The organism is Anaeromyxobacter oryzae, assembly GCF_023169945.1.
GTDB lineage: Bacteria > Myxococcota > Myxococcia > Myxococcales > Anaeromyxobacteraceae > Anaeromyxobacter > Anaeromyxobacter oryzae.
In genome coordinates, this window is the sequence record NZ_AP025591.1 from 5,465,352 (window position 1) to 5,484,117 (window position 18,766).

The 18,766-nt window shown below is 65.3% G+C and carries 15 protein-coding genes and 4 pseudogenes; 8 read left to right on the forward strand and 11 right to left on the reverse strand.

Annotation, left to right across the window (positions count from 1 at the left end; genetic code table 11):
* Nucleotides 1-26: 26 nt before the first annotated feature.
* The 4 genes and pseudogenes from AMOR_RS23760 to AMOR_RS23770 all read right to left on the reverse strand — a co-directional run bounded on the left by AMOR_RS23760 (nucleotide 27) and on the right by AMOR_RS23770 (nucleotide 2,415).
* A complete protein-coding gene (locus AMOR_RS23760; RefSeq protein WP_248354821.1) occupies nucleotides 27-1,694 on the reverse strand; it encodes a sensor histidine kinase in 1,668 nt (555 codons plus the stop codon).
* 114 nt (nucleotides 1,695-1,808) lie between these two features.
* Nucleotides 1,809-1,961, reverse strand: coding sequence for a hypothetical protein (locus AMOR_RS23765; RefSeq protein WP_248354823.1), 153 nt, complete (start codon nucleotides 1,959-1,961; stop codon nucleotides 1,809-1,811).
* 6 nt (nucleotides 1,962-1,967) lie between these two features.
* A pseudogene (locus AMOR_RS29875) lies at nucleotides 1,968-2,180 on the reverse strand (hypothetical protein); the annotation flags it as partial.
* Nucleotides 2,181-2,190: 10 nt separating this feature from the next.
* On the reverse strand, nucleotides 2,191-2,415 hold the full coding sequence (locus AMOR_RS23770; protein WP_248354825.1) for an AbrB/MazE/SpoVT family DNA-binding domain-containing protein: 225 nt from the start codon (nucleotides 2,413-2,415) through the stop codon (nucleotides 2,191-2,193).
* Nucleotides 2,416-2,624: 209 nt separating this feature from the next.
* Between AMOR_RS23770 and AMOR_RS23775 the strand changes: the two genes are divergently transcribed.
* Nucleotides 2,625-2,897: a hypothetical protein gene (locus AMOR_RS23775; protein ID WP_248354827.1), complete on the forward strand. Its 273-nt coding sequence runs from the start codon at nucleotides 2,625-2,627 to the stop codon at nucleotides 2,895-2,897.
* Nucleotides 2,898-3,304: 407 nt separating this feature from the next.
* Here the strand turns inward: AMOR_RS23775 and AMOR_RS23780 are convergent, their stop codons facing one another.
* Nucleotides 3,305-3,850, reverse strand: coding sequence for a hypothetical protein (locus tag AMOR_RS23780; protein WP_248354829.1), 546 nt, complete (start codon nucleotides 3,848-3,850; stop codon nucleotides 3,305-3,307).
* 532 nt (nucleotides 3,851-4,382) lie between these two features.
* On the opposite strand from AMOR_RS23780, the gene AMOR_RS23785 reads away from it, so the two are divergent.
* Together AMOR_RS23785 and AMOR_RS23790 are read left to right on the forward strand one after the other, a co-directional pair.
* Entirely contained in the window at nucleotides 4,383-4,721 is a 339-nt protein-coding gene (locus AMOR_RS23785; protein WP_248354831.1) for a YciI family protein, read from the forward strand.
* 172 nt (nucleotides 4,722-4,893) lie between these two features.
* Nucleotides 4,894-5,544, forward strand: a complete 651-nt coding sequence (locus AMOR_RS23790; RefSeq protein ID WP_248354833.1) for a YdeI/OmpD-associated family protein — start codon at nucleotides 4,894-4,896, stop codon at nucleotides 5,542-5,544.
* 2 nt (nucleotides 5,545-5,546) lie between these two features.
* Here AMOR_RS23790 and AMOR_RS23795 read toward each other — a convergent pair.
* The 3 genes and pseudogenes from AMOR_RS23795 to AMOR_RS23805 form a co-directional block, all read right to left on the reverse strand.
* Nucleotides 5,547-6,098 (reverse strand): annotated as a pseudogene (locus AMOR_RS23795) (IS66 family transposase); the annotation flags it as partial.
* A gap of 110 nt (nucleotides 6,099-6,208) precedes the next feature.
* Nucleotides 6,209-6,592 (reverse strand): hypothetical protein, encoded by a 384-nt coding sequence (locus AMOR_RS23800; RefSeq protein ID WP_248354835.1) that lies wholly within the window; start codon nucleotides 6,590-6,592, stop codon nucleotides 6,209-6,211.
* 159 nt (nucleotides 6,593-6,751) lie between these two features.
* Complete coding sequence (locus AMOR_RS23805) at nucleotides 6,752-7,174, reverse strand: hypothetical protein (protein ID WP_248354837.1); 423 nt, start codon at nucleotides 7,172-7,174, stop codon at nucleotides 6,752-6,754.
* Between the two features lie 199 nt (nucleotides 7,175-7,373).
* Here AMOR_RS23805 and AMOR_RS23810 point away from each other — a divergent pair, with 199 nt between their 5' ends.
* Nucleotides 7,374-7,571: a hypothetical protein gene (locus AMOR_RS23810; RefSeq protein WP_248354839.1), complete on the forward strand. Its 198-nt coding sequence runs from the start codon at nucleotides 7,374-7,376 to the stop codon at nucleotides 7,569-7,571.
* A 40-nt stretch (nucleotides 7,572-7,611) separates the two neighbouring features.
* Here the strand turns inward: AMOR_RS23810 and AMOR_RS23815 are convergent, their stop codons facing one another.
* Both AMOR_RS23815 and rmuC read right to left on the reverse strand, forming a co-directional pair.
* Nucleotides 7,612-7,866 carry a hypothetical protein gene (locus AMOR_RS23815; RefSeq protein WP_248354841.1) on the reverse strand — a complete coding sequence of 85 codons (255 nt, stop codon included), beginning with the start codon at nucleotides 7,864-7,866 and terminating at the stop codon, nucleotides 7,612-7,614.
* Between the two features lie 918 nt (nucleotides 7,867-8,784).
* Nucleotides 8,785-11,016, reverse strand: coding sequence for a DNA recombination protein RmuC (gene rmuC, locus AMOR_RS23820; RefSeq protein WP_248354843.1), 2,232 nt, complete (start codon nucleotides 11,014-11,016; stop codon nucleotides 8,785-8,787).
* 177 nt (nucleotides 11,017-11,193) lie between these two features.
* Between rmuC and AMOR_RS29880 the strand changes: the two are divergent.
* Both AMOR_RS29880 and AMOR_RS23825 read left to right on the forward strand, forming a co-directional pair.
* A pseudogene (locus AMOR_RS29880) lies at nucleotides 11,194-11,301 on the forward strand (DUF4236 domain-containing protein); the annotation flags it as partial.
* A 126-nt stretch (nucleotides 11,302-11,427) separates the two neighbouring features.
* Nucleotides 11,428-12,795, forward strand: coding sequence for a hypothetical protein (locus AMOR_RS23825; RefSeq protein ID WP_248354845.1), 1,368 nt, complete (start codon nucleotides 11,428-11,430; stop codon nucleotides 12,793-12,795).
* Between the two features lie 266 nt (nucleotides 12,796-13,061).
* Here the strand turns inward: AMOR_RS23825 and AMOR_RS23830 are convergent, their stop codons facing one another.
* The gene (locus AMOR_RS23830) at nucleotides 13,062-13,397 is read right to left on the reverse strand and encodes a hypothetical protein (RefSeq protein WP_248354847.1); all 336 of its coding nucleotides are present in this window, start codon (nucleotides 13,395-13,397) and stop codon (nucleotides 13,062-13,064) included.
* A 15-nt stretch (nucleotides 13,398-13,412) separates the two neighbouring features.
* On the opposite strand from AMOR_RS23830, the gene AMOR_RS23835 reads away from it, so the two are divergent.
* Complete coding sequence (locus AMOR_RS23835) at nucleotides 13,413-18,545, forward strand: DUF4011 domain-containing protein (protein WP_248354849.1); 5,133 nt, start codon at nucleotides 13,413-13,415, stop codon at nucleotides 18,543-18,545.
* Nucleotides 18,542-18,670, forward strand: a pseudogene (locus tag AMOR_RS29885) (DnaJ domain-containing protein); the annotation flags it as partial. The gene AMOR_RS23835 and the pseudogene AMOR_RS29885, both read left to right, overlap by 4 nt.
* Nucleotides 18,671-18,766: the final 96 nt, after the last annotated feature.

The window sequence follows — 18,766 nt, forward strand, 5'->3', positions numbered from 1 at the left end:
GCCCGGAGGCGTCCTGTTCCAGCGCCTCACCTGGCCTGCTCGCGCTCGACCGCATTGAGCCAGACCGTGAAAGTGGTACCTGCGCCATCACGGCTGTGCACGTCGAGATGGCCACCGCATCGCGCGAGGAGGTCCTTGCAGATCGAGAGTTCGAGGCCGTTCCCGTCGTGGAACGGCTGGGCGGTGAGGGATGGCGGCCACGTCCGCTCGAGCTGCGAGCCAGCGGGCATGCAGCCCGTATCCTCGATCACGACGGCGACTTGCCGCGTCGACGGGTCCGACCTCGTGCCGACCCGGATGCGATGGGCGGCGGAGCCGCCGTCGGGGATCGACTCGCTCGTGATGTGGAGCAGGTTGAGGAAGACCTGGACGAGGCAGGTATGGCCGGCGATCACCGGGGGCGCCGCGCTGTATTCGCGAACGAGGACGGCGCGCGCGTGGATCGCACGCTCGACGATGCCGATGGAAAGGTCGAGCGTGGCGTGGAGGTCGACGGGTTCCGTCACGGCGCGGAGGTGGACTCGCGAGGTGTCGTTGAGGTAACGGACGATCTTCTTGACCCGCTCGAGGCCGGTGGCGGCGTCATCGAGCGCGGCGACCATCGCCGAGTGAACGTCCGGGTTCGTCGCCGCGCGAGTGAACTCTTGCCGGACGAAGTTCAGGTTAGCGCTCACGGACGCCAGGGGGCTGTTCACCTCGTGCGCCACGGCTGCGGAGAGGGTCCCCAGGCTGGCGAGGCGAACCGAGTTCACGAGCTGACGCTCCGCCTCGCGCTCACGCAACACGGACGCCTCGAGCTCCGACGTGCGCTCGATGACGCGTCGCTCCAGCTCGGCGGCGGATGTCGCGAGTCGCTCGGCGAGGTCCGCGTTGCGAAAGCGGAGGCGGGTGGCCTCCGCCAGCGCCCTGCCGCCCGACCGCGAGACCGCGGTGACTGCGCTCCCGTACACCACGAGCATGACCGCCATTCCGAGCCCCAGGCGGTCTCCGGCCGAGAGGAACAGCGCGGTGACCGGCACGAGCGCGGGGATGGCGAACCCGACGAATGCGGGTTGATGGCTCGCATTGCTGAGGGCAGCTCCGGCGGTCATCCCGGCGAGGACGAACGCCAGGAACATGAGGTACGCGACCGGGGTTCCGCCGGCCAGGAGCAACGGGGACAAGCCCCATCCCATGCCGTTCAGGGCGGCGCCCGAGGTGAAGGTCCACTCCCAGCGGGCCGCGTCGCCCGGCTCGAGTGTCGAGCGGTGATACCTGAATGCCGCGAAGACGCGCGCGCACGCGATCAGCCAGATGAACGCGAGCCAAGAAAGGAGGCGGTACGGCGTGGATCGTTCCCAGACGACCAGGACCACCACGAACGAGTTCAGGAAGACCGTTGCCTGCGCGATGGCGAGCTTCTCGTGCAGCGCGCGGACCTGCTCGGCGCGGACGAGCGCTTCGATCCTCGTCGAATCAGGAGGCGGGACGGAGTCTGCAACGCGAATCGCGGCCATTCGGTGTGGGCGGCCGTCGCACTCGGGGCGGGACCTTTCGAAGTCTACAGCCAACCAGGCGCGTATGTCGTCTCGAGGCCTGGATGGAACGCCTGATCCCAGAAACGACGAAGCCCCCGTTCCCGGGGGCTTCAGAGTGGAGGCGCCGGGAATCGAATTCCGGTCTTTGGGCGCTCGATGGGCGCTCCGAGCGGACATTCCGGGACATCGCGGGCGCTCTCGATGGCCCATGAGCGCCCATCGAGAGCCCATTGCGCCCACAAGGTGTGGGCGCGCGCTAAGCGACTCAGAGTGGTGTAGTTGGGGCCGGGCTCAGTCAGTCCCCGAGAGCTCCCGGAAGATCTCGGCGAGATCGCGCTTGTCCATCCGGCGCTCCGCGAGGGCGATCATGGCATCGTACAGGCGGCCGTTCGGATCACGGATGGTGATGCCGTTCAGATCCAGGAAGACGATGGCGGCGAGCAAGCCCGTTCGCTTGTTGCCGTCGACGAACGGCTGGTTCTGCGCGACGCATACGCGGCTGCCATGGAGAAGAGATCGGCGTGCGCGAACTCGCCGCCCGCGGTCGCGCGAGGCATTGCGACGGCGGACTCCAGCAGTGCCGCATCGCGAACACCCGCGGAGCCGCCGTATCGCGCGAGCTGCTGCTCGTGGATCAGGAGCACGTCCTCGACGTCGAGGAATCCTGGGTCGCTCACTTCGCGAGCTTCCGGAGGGTCGCGTCGTGCGCGGGCATCGCGCGCCGCAAAGCGGCCTTGACCTTCGCCTGCTTGGCGCCCCGGACGGGCTCGATGATGAGGCGCTCGCCATCGGTGCGCATCTCCAGCTCGGTGTCGCGGTCGATGTCCAGGAGCTCGAGGATGGGCTTCTCGATGACGATCCCGAGGCTGTTGCCGATGGCGGAGAGCTTCTTGCGCATGAGATCACCTGTTCATCGGTTCTGACGAATGTATAACGACCGCGACCGTCGGAGGCAAGATCTGGGATTGGCTCGCGCGCAGCCGTTCCGAAATCCTCGCTGTGCCTGGACGCGGGGATCCGCCGAGCGTCTACGAGCTCCTCGGCGCGGCGCTCAAGATGCACCAGCTTGTCGGATGGGCTTTCGTCGGCACCGGAAGCCAAGAACGAGTGGCCATCGGCTGGACCCAGGCCCACCAGGCCCGGGCTGAGTGGCTGGCCGTCGAAGCTGTCAGGGACTTCCCGAACGAAGTGATGAAGGCGTCTCAGGAGGCGCGCGACGCCCTGGAGCGCGACCTGCTCGCCATCATGGCGATGTCGCCGGCCGGCGGCGGCGGCGAGGCATCCATCGCGGAACGGGAACGCTGGCTGGCCATCGGGAAGCGGGAGCCGTTTGAGGTTCTTGAGCCGCTCATCGCGGAGTGCAAGCGGACCGCGCCGTAGCCGGCCGGCTGCAAGCCATCACCACCTCCACCAGCCCTCGTTGGCGAGCGGTTGCCATACGCAGGGAGCTTGGTCGGAGTGGTGCCCCTCGGGACGCCCAGACTGTCCCAGTACGCGGCGGGCCTCGTCAGCAGTAGGACCGTGTGCGCGTCGAGGTGCTTCACGAAATCGGCGTCGAAGGACAACAGCGTGGCGGATGCGCAGGAACTCCCGCTCGACCGTCGGCGTCACCCAAAGCGTGCCGGGCGTGTACAGGTACAGCCGGAGCGAGCGCCACATTCTGGTCGGCTAGGCCGTCGGTCGGTGCTGAGATGCCCTCAAGCGCGTCGATGAGGTACGACAGACAGTGCGAGTCGAGGCCGACTTCCGAGAGGTCGCGCATCGACCCCGGTCCCAGAGTGCCGCGGCTACGCAGGGCTGGTTCCTTCTTCGTGCAAGAGCACTCGGGCGTACTGGACTTCGACCAGCGCCTCATGCCCCGCAAGCTCCGGGTGTCTCTCGGAGCCCTGGATGAAGACGTGGAAGAACTTGAAGTCCACGTAGTCATACGAGCCGAAGTCGAAGAAGGCGATGAACCGCAGGTCGTCGGTCGGGCCGAGCCTCCGGACTGGATGGTCCCAGTACGTTTGCGCAGGCTTCGTCCTGCTGACGTGGGCGGGAACGTCCGGGCTCGTCGGCACGACCTTGAGGAAGGGGAGCGGCTTCGCGGCGCCCGGGGCGAGTCTCACCTTCTCCGGGGTGTCGTCGCCCGTGTAGCGCAGTACGAGGGCAGCGAAGAGTTCGTCCTGGATGCCCTCCCAGCGGTCGAGGAGGAAGCCGTCCGGGACCGCGCCGTTCGAGTCGTCCTCGCGGAGGAAGGAGTTCCAGAGGTGGCGAGCGGCCTCACGGTACTTGAGGAGGTGGAGCGTGAGGTCATTGCTCGCGGCGTCCTTGGTCTCGTCGGTCCGGGTCACGCGGCAATCCTGCCCGACTTCGGGGTCCGCGTGGGGAACGAGACCAAGCCGCGGAGACCACGCGAGACCAAGCCCGGAAAAGAAAAAGCCCCCGAGATTCGGAGGCTTGAAGTGGAGGCGCCGGGAATCGACTTCGGGTCTTTGGGCGCTCGATGGGCTCTCCGAGAGGGCATCCGGGGACGCCGCTCCTGTCCTTGGGCGGCGCCAGGCCCCGGTCGTCGAGGACGAGCACGTCCGCGCGCGAGGCGGGCGACGAACCAGGCGCGATCAGTGAGGGCGAGCCTTGACACCGGAGAGCATGAGCCCGAGCGTCGACGCTGAGCGCCGAGACGATGCCGGTGCCGAGCTAGGCCGGGAAGCCTGGCACCCAGATGGCGCCACCGGACAGACCGTCGCACGCCCGGTTCGGGTGCCGATGAGATCGCTTGGCGAGCAGTGTCGGTCGAACAGCGCCTGGGGACCGCTGCATCGGAACTCGTTTGGCGTTTCGTCGACGGGTCGTCCAGACGCCGCCAGACAAAGGAGTCATGACATGCCGCGGTACCTGATCTCGTTCGACGACGGCGCGATGTCGCTCCCCGAGGAGGAGCTGGCCGCGGTCGGAGAGGCTGCGCACGCGGTGGTTCGGGCTGCCCAGGGAGCAGGAGTGTGGATCTTCGGTGGCGGGGTCGCTCGTCAGAGGGCGAGCGTCGTGGCCACCGATGGGACGGTCACCGACGGCCCGCTCCCGGAGACGAAGGCGGTCATCGGGGGGTTCGTGATCATCGACGTGCCTTCGCGCGATGAGGCCCTGGAGTGGGCTGCCCGCTTCGCGGCGGCCTGCCGCTGCGCGCAGGAGGTCCGGGAGATCATGTTCGACCCGCTCGTCTGATCGCAGGGGTCCAGCTGCGGTCAGGTTCCTCGACGCTCAACCTCGAACCGGGCGCTGCCTGTCATGAGGCCCGTCGAAGCGAAGACTCGCAGCACAGGCGGCGGACTCCGCTCAACGCTGCGCTAGAGCCGGTGATGCTGGGTGTTCGGAGAGGCCTTTCTTCGGTACGGCCTTGCCCGACCCGAAGGTTGACGAGAACGACCACATGCCCAAGACATCGTTCGAGCCAGGGGCGCACGAGCTGCCCACGAAACTCTTCGCATCAGCGGACGAGTGGGAGAAGTGGCTCGAGACGAACCACGGTCGCTCACGGGGCGTCTGGCTGAAGATCTCGAAGCGGGGAGCGGGGGCAACCTCCGTCACGTACGCGCAGGCGCTCGAAGTTGCGATTCTCTTCGGTTGGATCGACGGGCAGAAAAGGGCGCTCGACGCCGCCTTCTGGCTTCAGAAGTTCACGCCTCGCGGCCCAAAGAGTCGATGGTCCAAGGCGAACCGCGCCACCGCGACGCGGCTCATGAAGGAGGGGCGCGTGAGACCCGCGGGGCTCGCCGCGATCGAGAGCGCGAAGGCCGACGGGCGGTGGGCGGCAGCGTACGACTCGCAGAGTCGCGCCTCGGTACCGTCCGACTTGCAGCGCGCGCTGGACTCGAATGCGGAGGCGCAAAGCTTCTTCGAGACGCTGGACAGCCACAACCGCTACGCGATCCTCTATCGGGTCCACGACGCGAGATCGCCCGAGACCCGCGCGAAGCGGATCGCTGCCTACGTGCAGATGCTCGCCGAGGGCGAGACCCTCCACCCGCGGAAGAAGAAGCGCGACTAATTGGCGACGCGCAACGCGTGCTCCGAGGCGTTATTGTCGATGGGGAGGTGCTGGTCAGTGAGGAACAGCGTGAGCGCGTCCCACTGGCCGAGGGCGTAGTTTATCGCCTCGCCGATCGGGCTCTTCGGCGGGTGCCGAGGCTGCTCGGCGTCGAGCCACGCCTTGAACTCGTCCATCACGGTGCGGCTCCGCGTCTGCCGCATCTCAAGGTGCTCGTCCGTGCCGAGGAGATCGGCGTCGAGGGCGGCGCGCTCGATCCGGTAAACATCGAGGATGAAGCTGATCGCGCGCTTCGCTGCGTCCGGCGCGGAGGACTGCGCGTCGAAGAACTTGCGGCGCAGGTGGGCGAGGCAGCCGGCGCGCTCGCATCGGCCGGGGACGGTCACGCGGTTGTACCCGGAGTACCCGTCCACCACGAGCTTTCCGAGCGTTTCTCTGAGCACGCGCACGGGCGGGTCGCCCGAGCGGCTGCGCGCGAACACGTAGGAGATGGTCTCCTTCTCGGCCTCGTCGCGGGCGATAAAGGTCCAGAGCCACGCCGTGCGCGTCTTCTTCTCGGAGCGGCATCGTGCGGACGGTGCCGACGAGGAGTCCATCCTGCACGCCCGCCGTGAGCGCTGCGAGTCGCTTGTGGTCGCGCCGACGCCGATGGAGCCGCTCGCAACTATCGCATTGAATGGCGCTGGATCGCTTTCCTGACGTTGTTCGCGCGCATCTGTGCCCGGCGTGCCTCCTCCTCGTTGCTTTGCGCGACCTCCGGATTCGGCGACTCACGGTTACCCGTCAGAAAGAGCAGTCGGTCCACGGCGCGACCACAGTGCCGCATTACGTCGGCCGGAGACAGCCACGGGTGACGCGTGTAGTACTCTCGGATCGCGTCTTCGAGCGCGTACGGATGAACAGGAAGGTCCACGCAGTGCACTTCTTGGAGTCGTGTCACCTCCTCGGGAACGTACTTACTCACCTCGACTGCCGTGTCGGCGAGCAGTGCGCAGCCCGCGAGTACCTCGGTGTACTCCTGCGGCGTCGGCTCCTTGCCTGAGAGCACGTCACGAGAGTTGGAATGTCCGGGGGGGCCGCCCCAAGGCTGAACTCCCAGAATCGTGAACTGCCGCTGGGGAGGCGGATGCGTCCACGTACGCTGCTTCGCCATTCGTATTCCTCCAGTCAGACGCAACTGCGTCGTGCGTCAACGTGGTGGGGACGACTACGCCGCCGTGAACCGGATAGTCGGTACATACGGCCCGATCTCGTTCCTCAAACGCAGGCACTCGCTGCAGATCGTGCGTGCGGTGGCGACTACGGTTGCCGCGTGCTCGATGCAGACGAGCCTGCAACAGAGGACACACTCGTCCACTGCCAGCGTGGTCCGTCCCTCGGGACAGCACTCGCACTCGTCCTCGGGGCGGGTCACGCTGTCCGGGATGGGCCGTCGCTCGTGGCGTACTTTCGGCGCCGCGCTCGCGTGCAGCGTGACGACGTACCGCGTCGCGACCCTCCGGTGTCCGCTGGCCTCTCGCAGGTAGACGATGTGCGCCGCGCATCCCAGCAACTCCCGGATCTGCGCGAGGCACACGAGCTGATTGTCCTTCACCGCGTCGCTCTGCTTCTTCACTTCGATGAACTGCATCCGCCCGATGGCTTGTACAAGAAAAGGTCAGGCGTAGCCCTTCCGACCGATCGACCGATCGGCGTCTCTCCTCGCGAAGAACTCGCAGCTTCGCTGCCGGGGCGATCTGCTCCAGTGTCGTGCGCCCGCGGTAGTGGCGCGCGATGACGACCTCGGACATCAGCATGTAGTCGCGGAAGCCGAGCCACCCTTCGGTACGGTGGAAGTAATCGAGGACGAACGCCTCACCGAACCAGTAGGACGGCTGGTTCGCGACGATGGACCTCTTCTCGACGAAGGGCGGCATCAATTACTTGTGGGCGAGCTTCCAGGCGGCAAGCTGGTCAGGTCGGTACGCCAGTACGATCTCGTCGAAGGCGTGCAGCATAGTTCCTCCAAGCACGAAATGCGCGTGTGAGATGGATGGAGTGTCGGCATCTGCAGGTGCTGAACCGGTGCTATGCGGCGATCCCCCGCCGGGCGACGTACTCCGCGCTGCGGCACGGCACGGCGAAGTCGTTCGATACGTCCTGATTGGCCTTTAGGTGCGGCTTCCGGCTCTCATCACTCAAGTAGATGATCGACTCGAGCACCTTCAGGCGTTTTGCGAACACGCTGTCGCTCTTTGCGTGCCGGACGATGGTGATTCTCTCGAGTCCCTTCGGTAGCTGCTCAAACGGGAGCCGTACCCGGCATCCGGAACCGTCCAGCATTTCCCCGCGACAAAAGAGGACGTCGAACCAACTAAGTTCCGCTAGGTGCGTACAGGCACAGGGAGGTGATTCTCGCGAGCCGCTTGTCTGTCCAGGGCACTGTCTCGCACTGCCACTCATTGCGACCAGAGATGACGTGCATGTTTGGTTCCTCCTTAGTTCGGGGTCGCCGATTCGAGAGGATCGCCTCTCCGAACCCGCTGATCACGGGGGCGACAACTCCTTCGGGTGCCTTCATCGTGAACGTGTGGCCGACTGGGTCTTACGAAAGCGCGAAGGATGCTGAACTCCTCGGCCCGCGTTCACCCCAAGCGTTCGGCAGGCGTAGTCCTTCCCCTCGTGGCGCTTGGTCCACGTGTGCTGACGGACATTTAGGAATGGAGCGTCTTTAGGCGAGACTCGACGCGCGGTCGGGGTCGGGGTCGCCGAGGGGCACGTCATTCCATGCTTTTCGCGACAAGACGGCCTCCTTTCGGCTCAGCGGGCACAAAAAAGCCGCGGGCGTCGCCGCGGCGTAGGGCACAAAAAAGCCGCGATCGTCGCGGCTTGCGTGCGGGGGCTTCGACCCCAACCTGAGTTGGTCACATCTCATAACAGCAGAAAAATGTCAACAGCTATATTCGATGTGCGGCAATAGGTCATCGGATGCTCTCTACCTGGCATCGAAAGAAACGTGCCACACGCCTCGTGGTCGCCGGAGCGCTTCGACTCGGCTCACCTTTGGCGGGGCTACGCTCAAGGCGAGCGGGGCGAGAGGGGCGCGCCCTCCCGCGGTGCGAGGCGTCTCCGCTGGAGGCGGGTTGAAGATGCGCGTCCGACCGGAGCCGGAGTCCGCGTCGTTCCAGGCAGTTGAGGTCGCTCGCGCCCGCAGCTGGCTGTGCGTTCTCATTCGCATCGTTCGCACACGCGCCAGCCGAACTAGGCTGGAACGAGTGGCTCGCGCCGAGACGGCTGCACTTGAACGTCGTTGTCGAGTGGCTCGAGGGCGTCGGAACCGGACGGAAGCAACAGGGCCTCTGCTTCGGCAGCAGGGAGCTCCTGCACGGTCCTCAGCTGTCTCTCGATGGCGCGGCTCCGCGTGTTAACCGCAGCGATCTTGTTGGACGCCTCGACGAGCTTCTTCTCAACGGCCTTGAGCACGTCCCCGAACTTGCCGAATTCGGATTTTACGGCGCCAAGAACCTGCCAGACCTCGCTCGAGCGCTTCTGAATCGCAAGAGTCCGGAAGCCCATCTGAAGGCTGTTCAGCAGCGCGGCGAGGGTTGTCGGACCAGCGATGACGACCCGGTAATCTCGCTGCAGCACCTCCAGCGTGCCGTCTCGTCTCACGACTTCCGCGTAAAGGCCTTCGGTCGGAAGGAACAGGATGCCGAAGTCGGTTGTGTATGGCGGGTTCAGATACTTGGCGCTGATGTCCTGAGCGCACGCCTTGATCCGCTGCTCGAGTTGGCGAGCACAGTCATCTATCGCAGCCGCATCGCAGCGCTCGGATGCCTCCACAAGACGCTGGTAGTCCTCCATCGGGAACTTCGAATCGATCGGGAGGAGCACTTCGTGCCCGTCCTCGCCGCCGGGCAGCCTGATCGCGTATTCGACGCGCTCCGAGGACTGCGGCTTCGTTGCCACGTTGTGCGCGTACTGGTCGGGGGCGAGCATCTGGGACAAAAGGTTCCCGAGTTGAATCTCGCCCCACGTCCCGCGGACCTTGACGTTCGCGAGTACCTTCTTCAGGTCGCCAACGCCGTTGGCGAGTGTCTGCATCTCGCCGAGGCCACGCTGGACCGCCTCCAGGCGGTCACCTACGAGCTTGAAGGACTCTCCAAGTCTCTTCTCCAGCGTGCCTTGGAGCTTCTCGTCGACGGTCTGACGCATGCTCTCGAGGCGCTTGGCGTTGTCTTCCTGGATCGTCTGGAGCTTCGTGTCTACCGTCTGACGGAGGTCGCCGAGCCGCTTCTCGTTGGTGTCCGTGAGCCGGAGGAGCGTCCCCGAGAACGCCTCCATATCCTTCTTCAAGAGGGCAGCAATCGCCGTGACCTGCTCAGTGAGAGTCGTGGAGAGCGTCTTGAGGGACTGCGCCATCTCGGCGCGCTGCGTTGCGGAAGCGCCTGAGAGTTCGACGCGAACCTCTTGGAGCTTCTTTTCGTTCGAATCCGTGAGCTTCTCGAGGCGCGCGCCGAAGGACTCGAACTGCGATACCTGACTGTTGGTCGTCTCGGCGAAGCGCTTGTCGAGCGAGTCCCCTACGCCCTTCAGTGACTGGGTAAGCTCCGTTCTAAGATTCACCGTCGCGTCAGCGAGCGATCCCCGAGTCTGGTCGAGCTTTGTCGTTTGCTCCACGTGCGAGCTGTGCAGTCGTTCGTCGATCGTCTTCTGAAACTCGTCAAGACGGGTACCGAACGTGCCGAGTTGGCTGATCTGAGCCGTGGTGGTATCGGCTACGCGCTTGTCGATCGAGTCACCGAACCCCTTCATTGACTGCGTCAACTCGGAGCGCAGATGCGTGGTCGCGTCCGCCAGTGCGGTCTTGGTCTCATCGAGCTTCGCAGTCTGCTCGGCATGCGATCTCTGCAGCCTGTCGTCAGTAGTCGCTTGAAGTTGGTCGAGCCCAGCCCTAAACAGACCGAGTTGAGCTCCTTGCGAGCTGGCCGTCTCCGCGAGCCGTCTGTCGAGTGAATCACCAAACCCCTTCATCGACTGGGTCAACTCAGCCCGAAGGTGTGCGGCGGCATCCGTCAGCGCATCCTTCGTCTGATCGAGTTTCAAGGTCTGCTCAACATGCGACGTGCGGAGGCGCTCGTCAGTGGTCTTCTGGAACTCCTCGAGCCGGAGAGCCACCGCTGCCGAAAGGTCGCTCAGCTGCGAGCCAAAACGGTCGAGCCGCTGTTCTAGCGAATCGGCGGTAGATTTCAGGGTTGACCGCACTTCGTCGCGAAGCAGTCCTCCGGACTGCGTCGCCTCCGTCCGGTTTCGCGCGATCTCATCGCGGAATGCGTGGTCGAGCTTCTCGAGCCCTCGCTCCAACTCATCCAAGCGATCTGCCGCGATCGCCCTCGTCGCAGTCGCGACGCGACCCGGCAGCACGAGCAAGACAACTGCCCCTACGAGGATGACCACCGCCACCGTAACTAGGCCGACCACGACGGGCGTCATGTGGCGCCTCCCCCCGGAGTACGCGAGCGCGGTTCGAGGCCGCGCTGAGTGGCGGGAGGTTATCAGACGCACAGACGTACAAGCGGGCCTGGGTGACGCACGCTCCAGTTGCGCTTATGCGGCATCTCTGCCGTGATCGGCTGATGACCGTGCGTCTCCGCACGTAGGGGGATCACCATGGGGTTTCGCTTCTCGCGTCGGGTCACGCTGTTCCCAGGCGTGCGGCTGAACTTTTCGGCGCGTGGCATCTCCGCGACGGTCGGCCCTCGCGGCGCGAGCGTAAACATCGGACCACGCGGAACCGCGCTGAACCTCGGCATTCCGGGAACCGGTCTATCCTATCGGCATCAGTTCTCAGCTGGAGGTCCCTCTACTTCCGTTCCGGAGCTCCGGTCGCTCGTTCCTCCGCCAATGGCCGATGTCGGAGTTCAGCCGATCGCGATCGAGAGCGCTCCGGTCGCGGAGGTCACGAGTGATGGTCTCGCAGCCCTGAAGGCTCTGATCCTAAGGGTGAGGAGCGAACGAGCCGAACTGTCTCGAGAGATACCCAGAGCGCAGGATCATCTTGCTCGCGCCGAGCGGCGGCTGCGCAACGCACAGAACTGGTTCCTCGGGCTCTTCCTCAAGAAGAAGATTCCGGAGCGGCGTGCCGCCGTAGAAGCGAAGGCTGCCGAACTGAGCGCGCTTCAGGAGCGCCTCGAGGGCTCCTTCGTCGATGCAGAGTTCGCGCTCGACGATGAAGCGCGCGCATCGTTCGCGAAGTTGGCGGAAGCGTTCGTCTCTGTCTCCGGATGCGCCTGCATCTGGGACATCACGAGCGCGAGCGCGAACGACCGACACCGTACCCGTTCGGCTGCAGACACCGCCGTCGACCGTCGGCCCGTTCGATTCGCCATCACGGACGAGGACGACGTTCTACAGACAACCAGCAAGAGCCTGAGGCTCGAGAACGCGAACGGCGCCGACCTTGTCATCTTCCCCGCGTTTCTGCTGATGCGAAGCAGAACCGATCTCGCCCTCGTCGATCTACGGGAAGTGCAGGTGGAGTACTCCCTGTCTCAGTTCGTCGAGCATGAGAGCGTTCCTTCCGACGCAGCGGTAGTCGGCCATACCTGGGCTAAATGCAACAAGGACGGCTCCCCGGATCGTCGATTCCGGGACAACTACCAGATACCCCTCGCGCAGTACGGGAGGGTTCGTCTCACCAGCCCGAGCGGACTCAACGAACAGTACATGTTCTCGAACGCCGAGAAGGTGGAGCTGTTCGCGCGAGCACTGGCCGAGTACCAGACGGCGCTCAGGCGCCTTGGGGAACGGTCGCCAACCGACTCGACTACGCGCGCCCTCGGGCCGCCCGTGGAGGTTCCGGCCTCGAACACGCGTCGAGGGTCTCTGCCGCCGCCGCCGTCATGGAAGTCGCTCGACCTCATCCGTGGAGCATCAGCTACAGCTGTCGACGACGCTGTCCAGACGATGATGAGGTTCGCGGAGCTTCTGCAGCGCGACCTGCAGCAATTCAACGGTCAAGCACGGAACGTCGAGGCTTGGAGCCGGTTCGTGGCTGAGTGCCGCACCGTCGCTCCTGAGGTCAGTGAGTACTTCGCGCGGTCACCCGGCGCGACCGCGGTGGAGGCCGTCGCCGTTCGCGAGGTCAACAAGTTGCTGCGAAGCGTTCTCGGGCAAATCCAGTCAGGGCTCGAGGCGAGCACGACGAGCGACTCGCAGACCCAAGCGTTGCTCGCGGTTGTACGTGAGACACACGCTGCCATCCGGGAGTAGGCGGAGGTCGTCACGAGCGATCCGTGTGGCACAGCCCGTCACCCGATTAGAGCGCGGCAGAGCGTCTCGGTGACGACTGCGCGGCCATGCCTTGATGCTCGGCATCTCGTGTGATCGCAAAGCAGTACTCACTCGAGGGTCGCTAGTCCCTCAGTACGGGGGCACTGTGGTCGTCCGCCCCAGTGGTATTCTTCGCACTCACTTCGAGTCAGAGCGCTGAAGCGCCTGACTACGCGCGGGGGCGACGCGTGCCGGATCGACCGTACTCATCGCTTGGGATTGACGGGCTCGAGGCTCTCGTAGCCCGATCTCAGCAGGACTCGAAGGTTCTTCAAGCCATCCGCGAAGAACTCGGTCATCGCAACACTGTCAGGGCGCTCGCGCTCAAGGAGAAGGTCGCGCAGCACCTCGTGACGCTCGCGTTTACGCGCGCAGGGGCCGACGGTACCGTTGGTGAACGGCGAAATGGTGCGCTCCGGTCTGCGAATGGTGCTCCCGTCGAGATACGTGGGCCACGCGTACCGCCTGAGGATCGTGAGCCGCTCGGAGCCGCGCCTCCCGAACCGCTGGAGGTCCTCCTTCCGGAGGACGCGCCGCTCCATCAGCAGCTTGACCGAATGCGTCGCAGGCTTCTCGACCTTTCGGCGAAGAACCGTCTGCTCAACTTTCGGCACACGCCAACCAGCTGCGTACGGATGATCGAGGAGATCCCGTCACAGGTCTTCGACCGGATCACCGCGGGCGAGGTGATGGAGTTCGCGCCTCTTCGCTCCGACGAGGAGGCAGAAGACGGGGAAGAACTCGAGTTGCCCCTCCCTGCGGAACCGGGAGCCACCCAGGCAGCAAAGAAGCGCGACCGTCACGAAGCGAGACTGAAGTCGATCGCGGCTGCGCTTGGCCTGGACCCCTCGTACGAGCTCCCAGCAGTGGAGGAAACGGAGCACCGCCGCCACAGGGACAGAGTTCTTCAGACGCTTGCGCTGCCGGAGGATCTCGAGTCGGTCCTGCGCAAAATCCATCAGAAGGCTCGCACGGCAGTGCAGGAGACAGGCGCGAACGTTCTGCATCTGCTGTTCGGGTTCGTCGAGTGGAGTGACGTCCCCGCTGGGCAGGCGACGAGATCGGACCTCCGTCTCGCTCCGTTGGTCCTCGTGCCGGTAGGGATCGAGCGTGGACGCCTGGATACGGAGACGCGGCCGAGAACGTACCTTTACGCGGTGAAAGCGACGGGCGAGGACTGGGACACCAACGTCACGCTCCAAGAGAAGTGTCGTCGAGAGAAGGGTGTGGAGCTGCCGGGTATCGGGGACGACGAAGCGCTCGAGATATACTTCGCGCGGATCGAAGCATGGCTCGCACAGCACACTGACGGCTGGCGGGTTCGAAGGGGGGTCACGCTCGGTCTCGTCTCGTTCGGCAAGATCCTGATGTGGAGGGATCTCGACGCGAACACGTGGCCGCGAGATTCGTCGTTGCTCGCGAAAAGCTTGCTTCGAGAGGTGCTCGGGGACGATCCAGCCCCTGACGAAGAGCAACCGGAGGCGCTGACAGACGAGTATCAGATCGACAGCCCACCGCCACACGTGGAGGTCCCGCCGGTCGTCGTCGACGCGGACAGTTCGCAACACTCCGTGCTGGTGGACGTAGCCAGGGGGAAGAGCCTGGTCGTGCAGGGGCCCCCGGGAACCGGCAAGTCGCAGACCATCGCGAACCTGATCGCTGCCGAGATTCACCGCGGCAAGCGGGTCCTGTTCGTTGCCGAAAAGAAGGCGGCGCTCGACGTGGTGCACCGGCGCCTCACGAAAATCGGCCTCGGACCGTACTGCCTCGCGCTTCACAGTCATACGTCCGACAAGAAGGCGTTCCTGACCGATCTGGCGGACCGCATCCGCGTGCGTGGAACGGTCGTCTACCCACGCGACCTGACCGCCGTACAAGAGGAACTGGACCAACACCGGGCGCGCCTGAACGCGTACGTCCGGAAGTTGAATGCTCCACACCCCAAGCTCGAGCTCACGGGATTCGAGATCCTGTGGCGTTCGCGGAGGCTGCTCGAGCCACTCTCGCCTGAAGTCCAGCGAGTCATCGCCGATGCAGCGGTTCCGGCTGCGCTCGAGTTCACTCGGCAGCAACTCGAGGAGGCGAAGGGGGTCGTCCGCGAGTTCGGCGCGAATACGTCTGATGTGCTTGCAGAGTGCGGCGCACTCGGGGCGCATCCCTGGTTCGGTCTCACGAATGCCGAGCTGACGCAGCCCCAGATGGTTCAGTTGGTTGAGGACGGGCGAGAGTGGGCGGTCGCGATCGCAGCTCTAGAAGGCAAGCTCGAAGCGGTGGAGCGCGCCACCGGCGTACCCGTTGCACGCTCTCTAAGTTCGCTGAAGAAGTTGCACGCCAGCCTGGCCGTCGTCGAGGTTCCCCCGGCGATCGCACGCTCTCAGATGCCGATGCGCGTTCTGGCAACGCACCGCGAGCCCGAGCTGGGTCGTGCTCTCGACGCCGTTCGTGCGAGCCGCGAGACGTGGGCAAGTATCGAGGGGCCTTGGGGCAGTCCAGGCGCGCTGACGCGTGAGGCAGGCGCTGGGTGTGCGGCAGCGATTCGAGATGCCGAGCAGTCGTTCGGAGACCAGCTCACGGCAGGCGAGACAACGGCGCTTGCGACGCGAATTCATCATCTCGCGCGAGCCATCGACTCGATCGAGCGGCTCGCGTGGACGATGCAGAAGGCCATCGGCCAGACGTTCGCGATCACGCCGCGCGTTGCCGAGCGGCTCGTCAAGGCAGCGCAGCTGTCGAGCTCGGTCTCGAATGCCGCGTTCGAGCTGCGGAATGACGCATTGAAGGCCGAAGCGGCCGAAGCGGAGCTGGTTGAGTTATCCGGAAACGGCGCTCGCCTCATCGAACGCCGAAACGAGCTCGCGAAATCATGGCCGATCTCGTTGAGGCCGGACGTGAACGCGATTCGCGAGCACGTCGCCGCGATGGCGAACGCGCCGCGGTTTCTTCCTAGCGTCTTCTCGGGGAAGTACCGCGCGGCCGTATCCGCGTTCCGAACGGCGACCGGCCGTCGCGCGAAGCGCTTGGAAATGCTTCGGGAACTCCGGGGGGTGCTGGAGTTCGAGGACGACGCAGCTCGGTTTGCCGCTTCCCCTGTGCTGGCGCGTCTCTTGGGACCGGCAGCGCGCGGGATCGACTCGCCGCTCGCAGCTGCCCGCGACGCGGTGCGATGGCTCCGGCAGGTCGAAGGTCTCGGTCTGGGGACCGGGGCGGAAGGTATCAAGCTACAAGGAGCAGCGTGGAACGTTCCAGCGGCGCTCTGGCGTGAGGCGGCCGCGGCGTCTGCCCAGGAGCCTACCGCCACGGACTATGCGTCGAAGCTCGTCGAAGGGCTTACGGCACTGGCGAGCGACCTCAATCGCGCTCATCGACGCTGGCCCGACGCGTCGCTTGCAGAAGTGCGCGCCGACCTTCTTGGCATCGCGACCTCACTCGAGGGGGTCGCGCGAGTCTTCGCGAGCGCTGGAGCGGGGGAGGGGCTGACGGTCAGGGCGCTGAAGTCGAGACTAGAGCTCGTACGCACCGCGTGGACGCGCGACGACGCGGCGCGGCCACTCATCGCCGAGCTCGCGCGGGTCGAGGCGGATGCGAGCGATCCATCTGCCTGTGCGGAGTTGCGTGAAGCTCTGTCGTACGTCGCCACTCTGCGGGGGACGAGCCTACCAGAGGCGGCGGTTGCCGCGCTCCTGACGGGGGATCAACAGGAGGCGTTGAACGCCTTCAGGAAGCGGGTCGAAGAGGCCGTCGAAGATGGTCGCTCGGTGCGGACCGCAGGCGATCGCTTCGCCGAACTCGCTCACCTCGACGTCAAAGCGTGGCTCGGAGGTTCGGCATCTCAAGTCGACGATGCGGACCTGGAAGCGGTTCGCCACCGGCTTCGGCTCGCGCTCGACGCGGACAAGGCCATCTACACATGGGCTCGGTACGTCCACGCGCGCGCACGCGCTGTCGCTGCGGGTGCCGAGCACATCTGTCGGCTCATCGACGCACGACGGATAGCGCCGTCTACCGCCGTGGACGCGTTTGAAGCGGCCGCTTACGGGACCGTTGCGAATGGAATGCTGCGCGGCGATCCCGAGCTCCTCCGATTCTCCGGGACGGCACATGAACAGATGCGTGCTCGTTTCGCAGAACTGGACGAGAAGTCGCTCGACCTCACTGCGGAGCTCATCGCGCACAGCCTCGCGAGCGCGCCGGAAATTCCGGGGAACCGCTACGGCGCGATTCGGGACCTGACGGATGAGTCGCTGATCAAGCACCACGCGGCGCTCCAGCGGCCGCGGGTCACGATTCGCGACCTGTTCCGGCGTGCGGGGCGGGCCATCGTCAACCTGAAGCCGTGTTTGATGATGAGCCCGCAGGCAATCGCGCAATTTCTCCCCCCAGGCCTCATGGACTTCGATCTCGTCGTCATGGACGAGGCTTCGCAGATCCGTCCAGAGGACGCGCTCGGCGCTATAGCGCGCGCCAAGCAGATGGTCGTTGTTGGCGATCCGATGCAGCTCGGGCCCACGAGCTTCTTCGATCGCCAGATGGATGGCGACGGAGACGGGGACGACGACGAGACCGAGGGGGGACCGGACGGTGCCGCGGCACCGCCTCCTGTGACTGGCCCGACGGTGCTGGAGCGCTCCGAGAGCATCCTCACTGCGGCACAGGCTCGGTACCCACTACGGATGCTTCGGTGGCACTACCGCTCGCGCCACCCGAAGCTCATCGCGTTCTCGAACCGCGAGTTCTATGGCGAGGACCTCATCGTCTTTCCCACTCCGGAGTTCGCAACTGCAACGGAGGGCGTCTTCTTCAGGCGGATGGATGGGGCCGTTTACGAGGGACACCGCAACCTCAAGGAGGCGGAGGCGGTCGTCGAAGCCGTGCGGAAGCACGCGGTCGAGCGCCCGGAACAGACGCTGCTGATCGCGACCCTCAACTACCATCAGGCAGACCTCATCGACGAGCTGCTCCAGAGGGCTGAGACCCTGGACCCTGCGCTCGCCGAGTATCGCCGGCGCCATGCGGATGGGCCGGAACCGCTGGACGTGAAGAACCTCGAGAACGTGCAGGGTGACGAACGAGACGTCATTCTCGTGTCGATCACGTTCGGCCCGAGACCGAATGGTCAGTTCTCCCGTAACTTCGGCCCCATTAACCAAGCAGGCGGGGAGCGCCGCCTGAACGTCCTCTTCACTCGCGCAAAGCACCGCGTTGAGGTGTTCTGCTCCTTCGATGCACGACAACTCGGCGTCACAGATGCCAGCCCACGCGGGCTACGAGTCCTTCACGACTACCTGCGGTACGCGGAGGACGGCACGTGGGCGACGGGGGCGCCGAGCGGAAGGGAGCCGGACTCGGATTTCGAGGTGGCGGTCGCGCGTGCTCTCCGCGCCCACGGGTTCGAGGTGCACCCGCAGGTCGGCATCGCCGGATACTGGATCGATCTTGGAATCGTACATCCGGATCGTCCAGGCATGTACGTGCTCGGGGTGGAGTGCGACGGCGCGAGCTACCACTCCGCGAGGTCCGCGCGAGACAGGGATAGGCTCCGTCAGCGGGTCCTTGAGGGATACGGGTGGACCATCCACCGCGTCTGGTCGACCGACTGGTTCCGAGACGCCGGAAAGCAGGTGGAGGCGGTCGTCTCAAAGATCCGCGCGCTCGTTCGTGAGTCGCCGCGCACACCCGCGGCACGCGCATGACGCGCACCGAAGCTCTAGAAGCGTTGGGGGTCGACTCCAGCGCTTCGAGCGAGGAGATCAAAGCCGCTTACCGGAAGCTGGTGTTCTGGTCGCATCCCGACAGGAACCCTGGTAACAAAATCGCAGAGGAGACCTTTAAGCGGATCGCGGAGGCTTACGACGTCCTTACGAAGGAGGGCTTTCGCGCGACCAGGGGGCGCGAAGGGGCTGACAGGGACGCC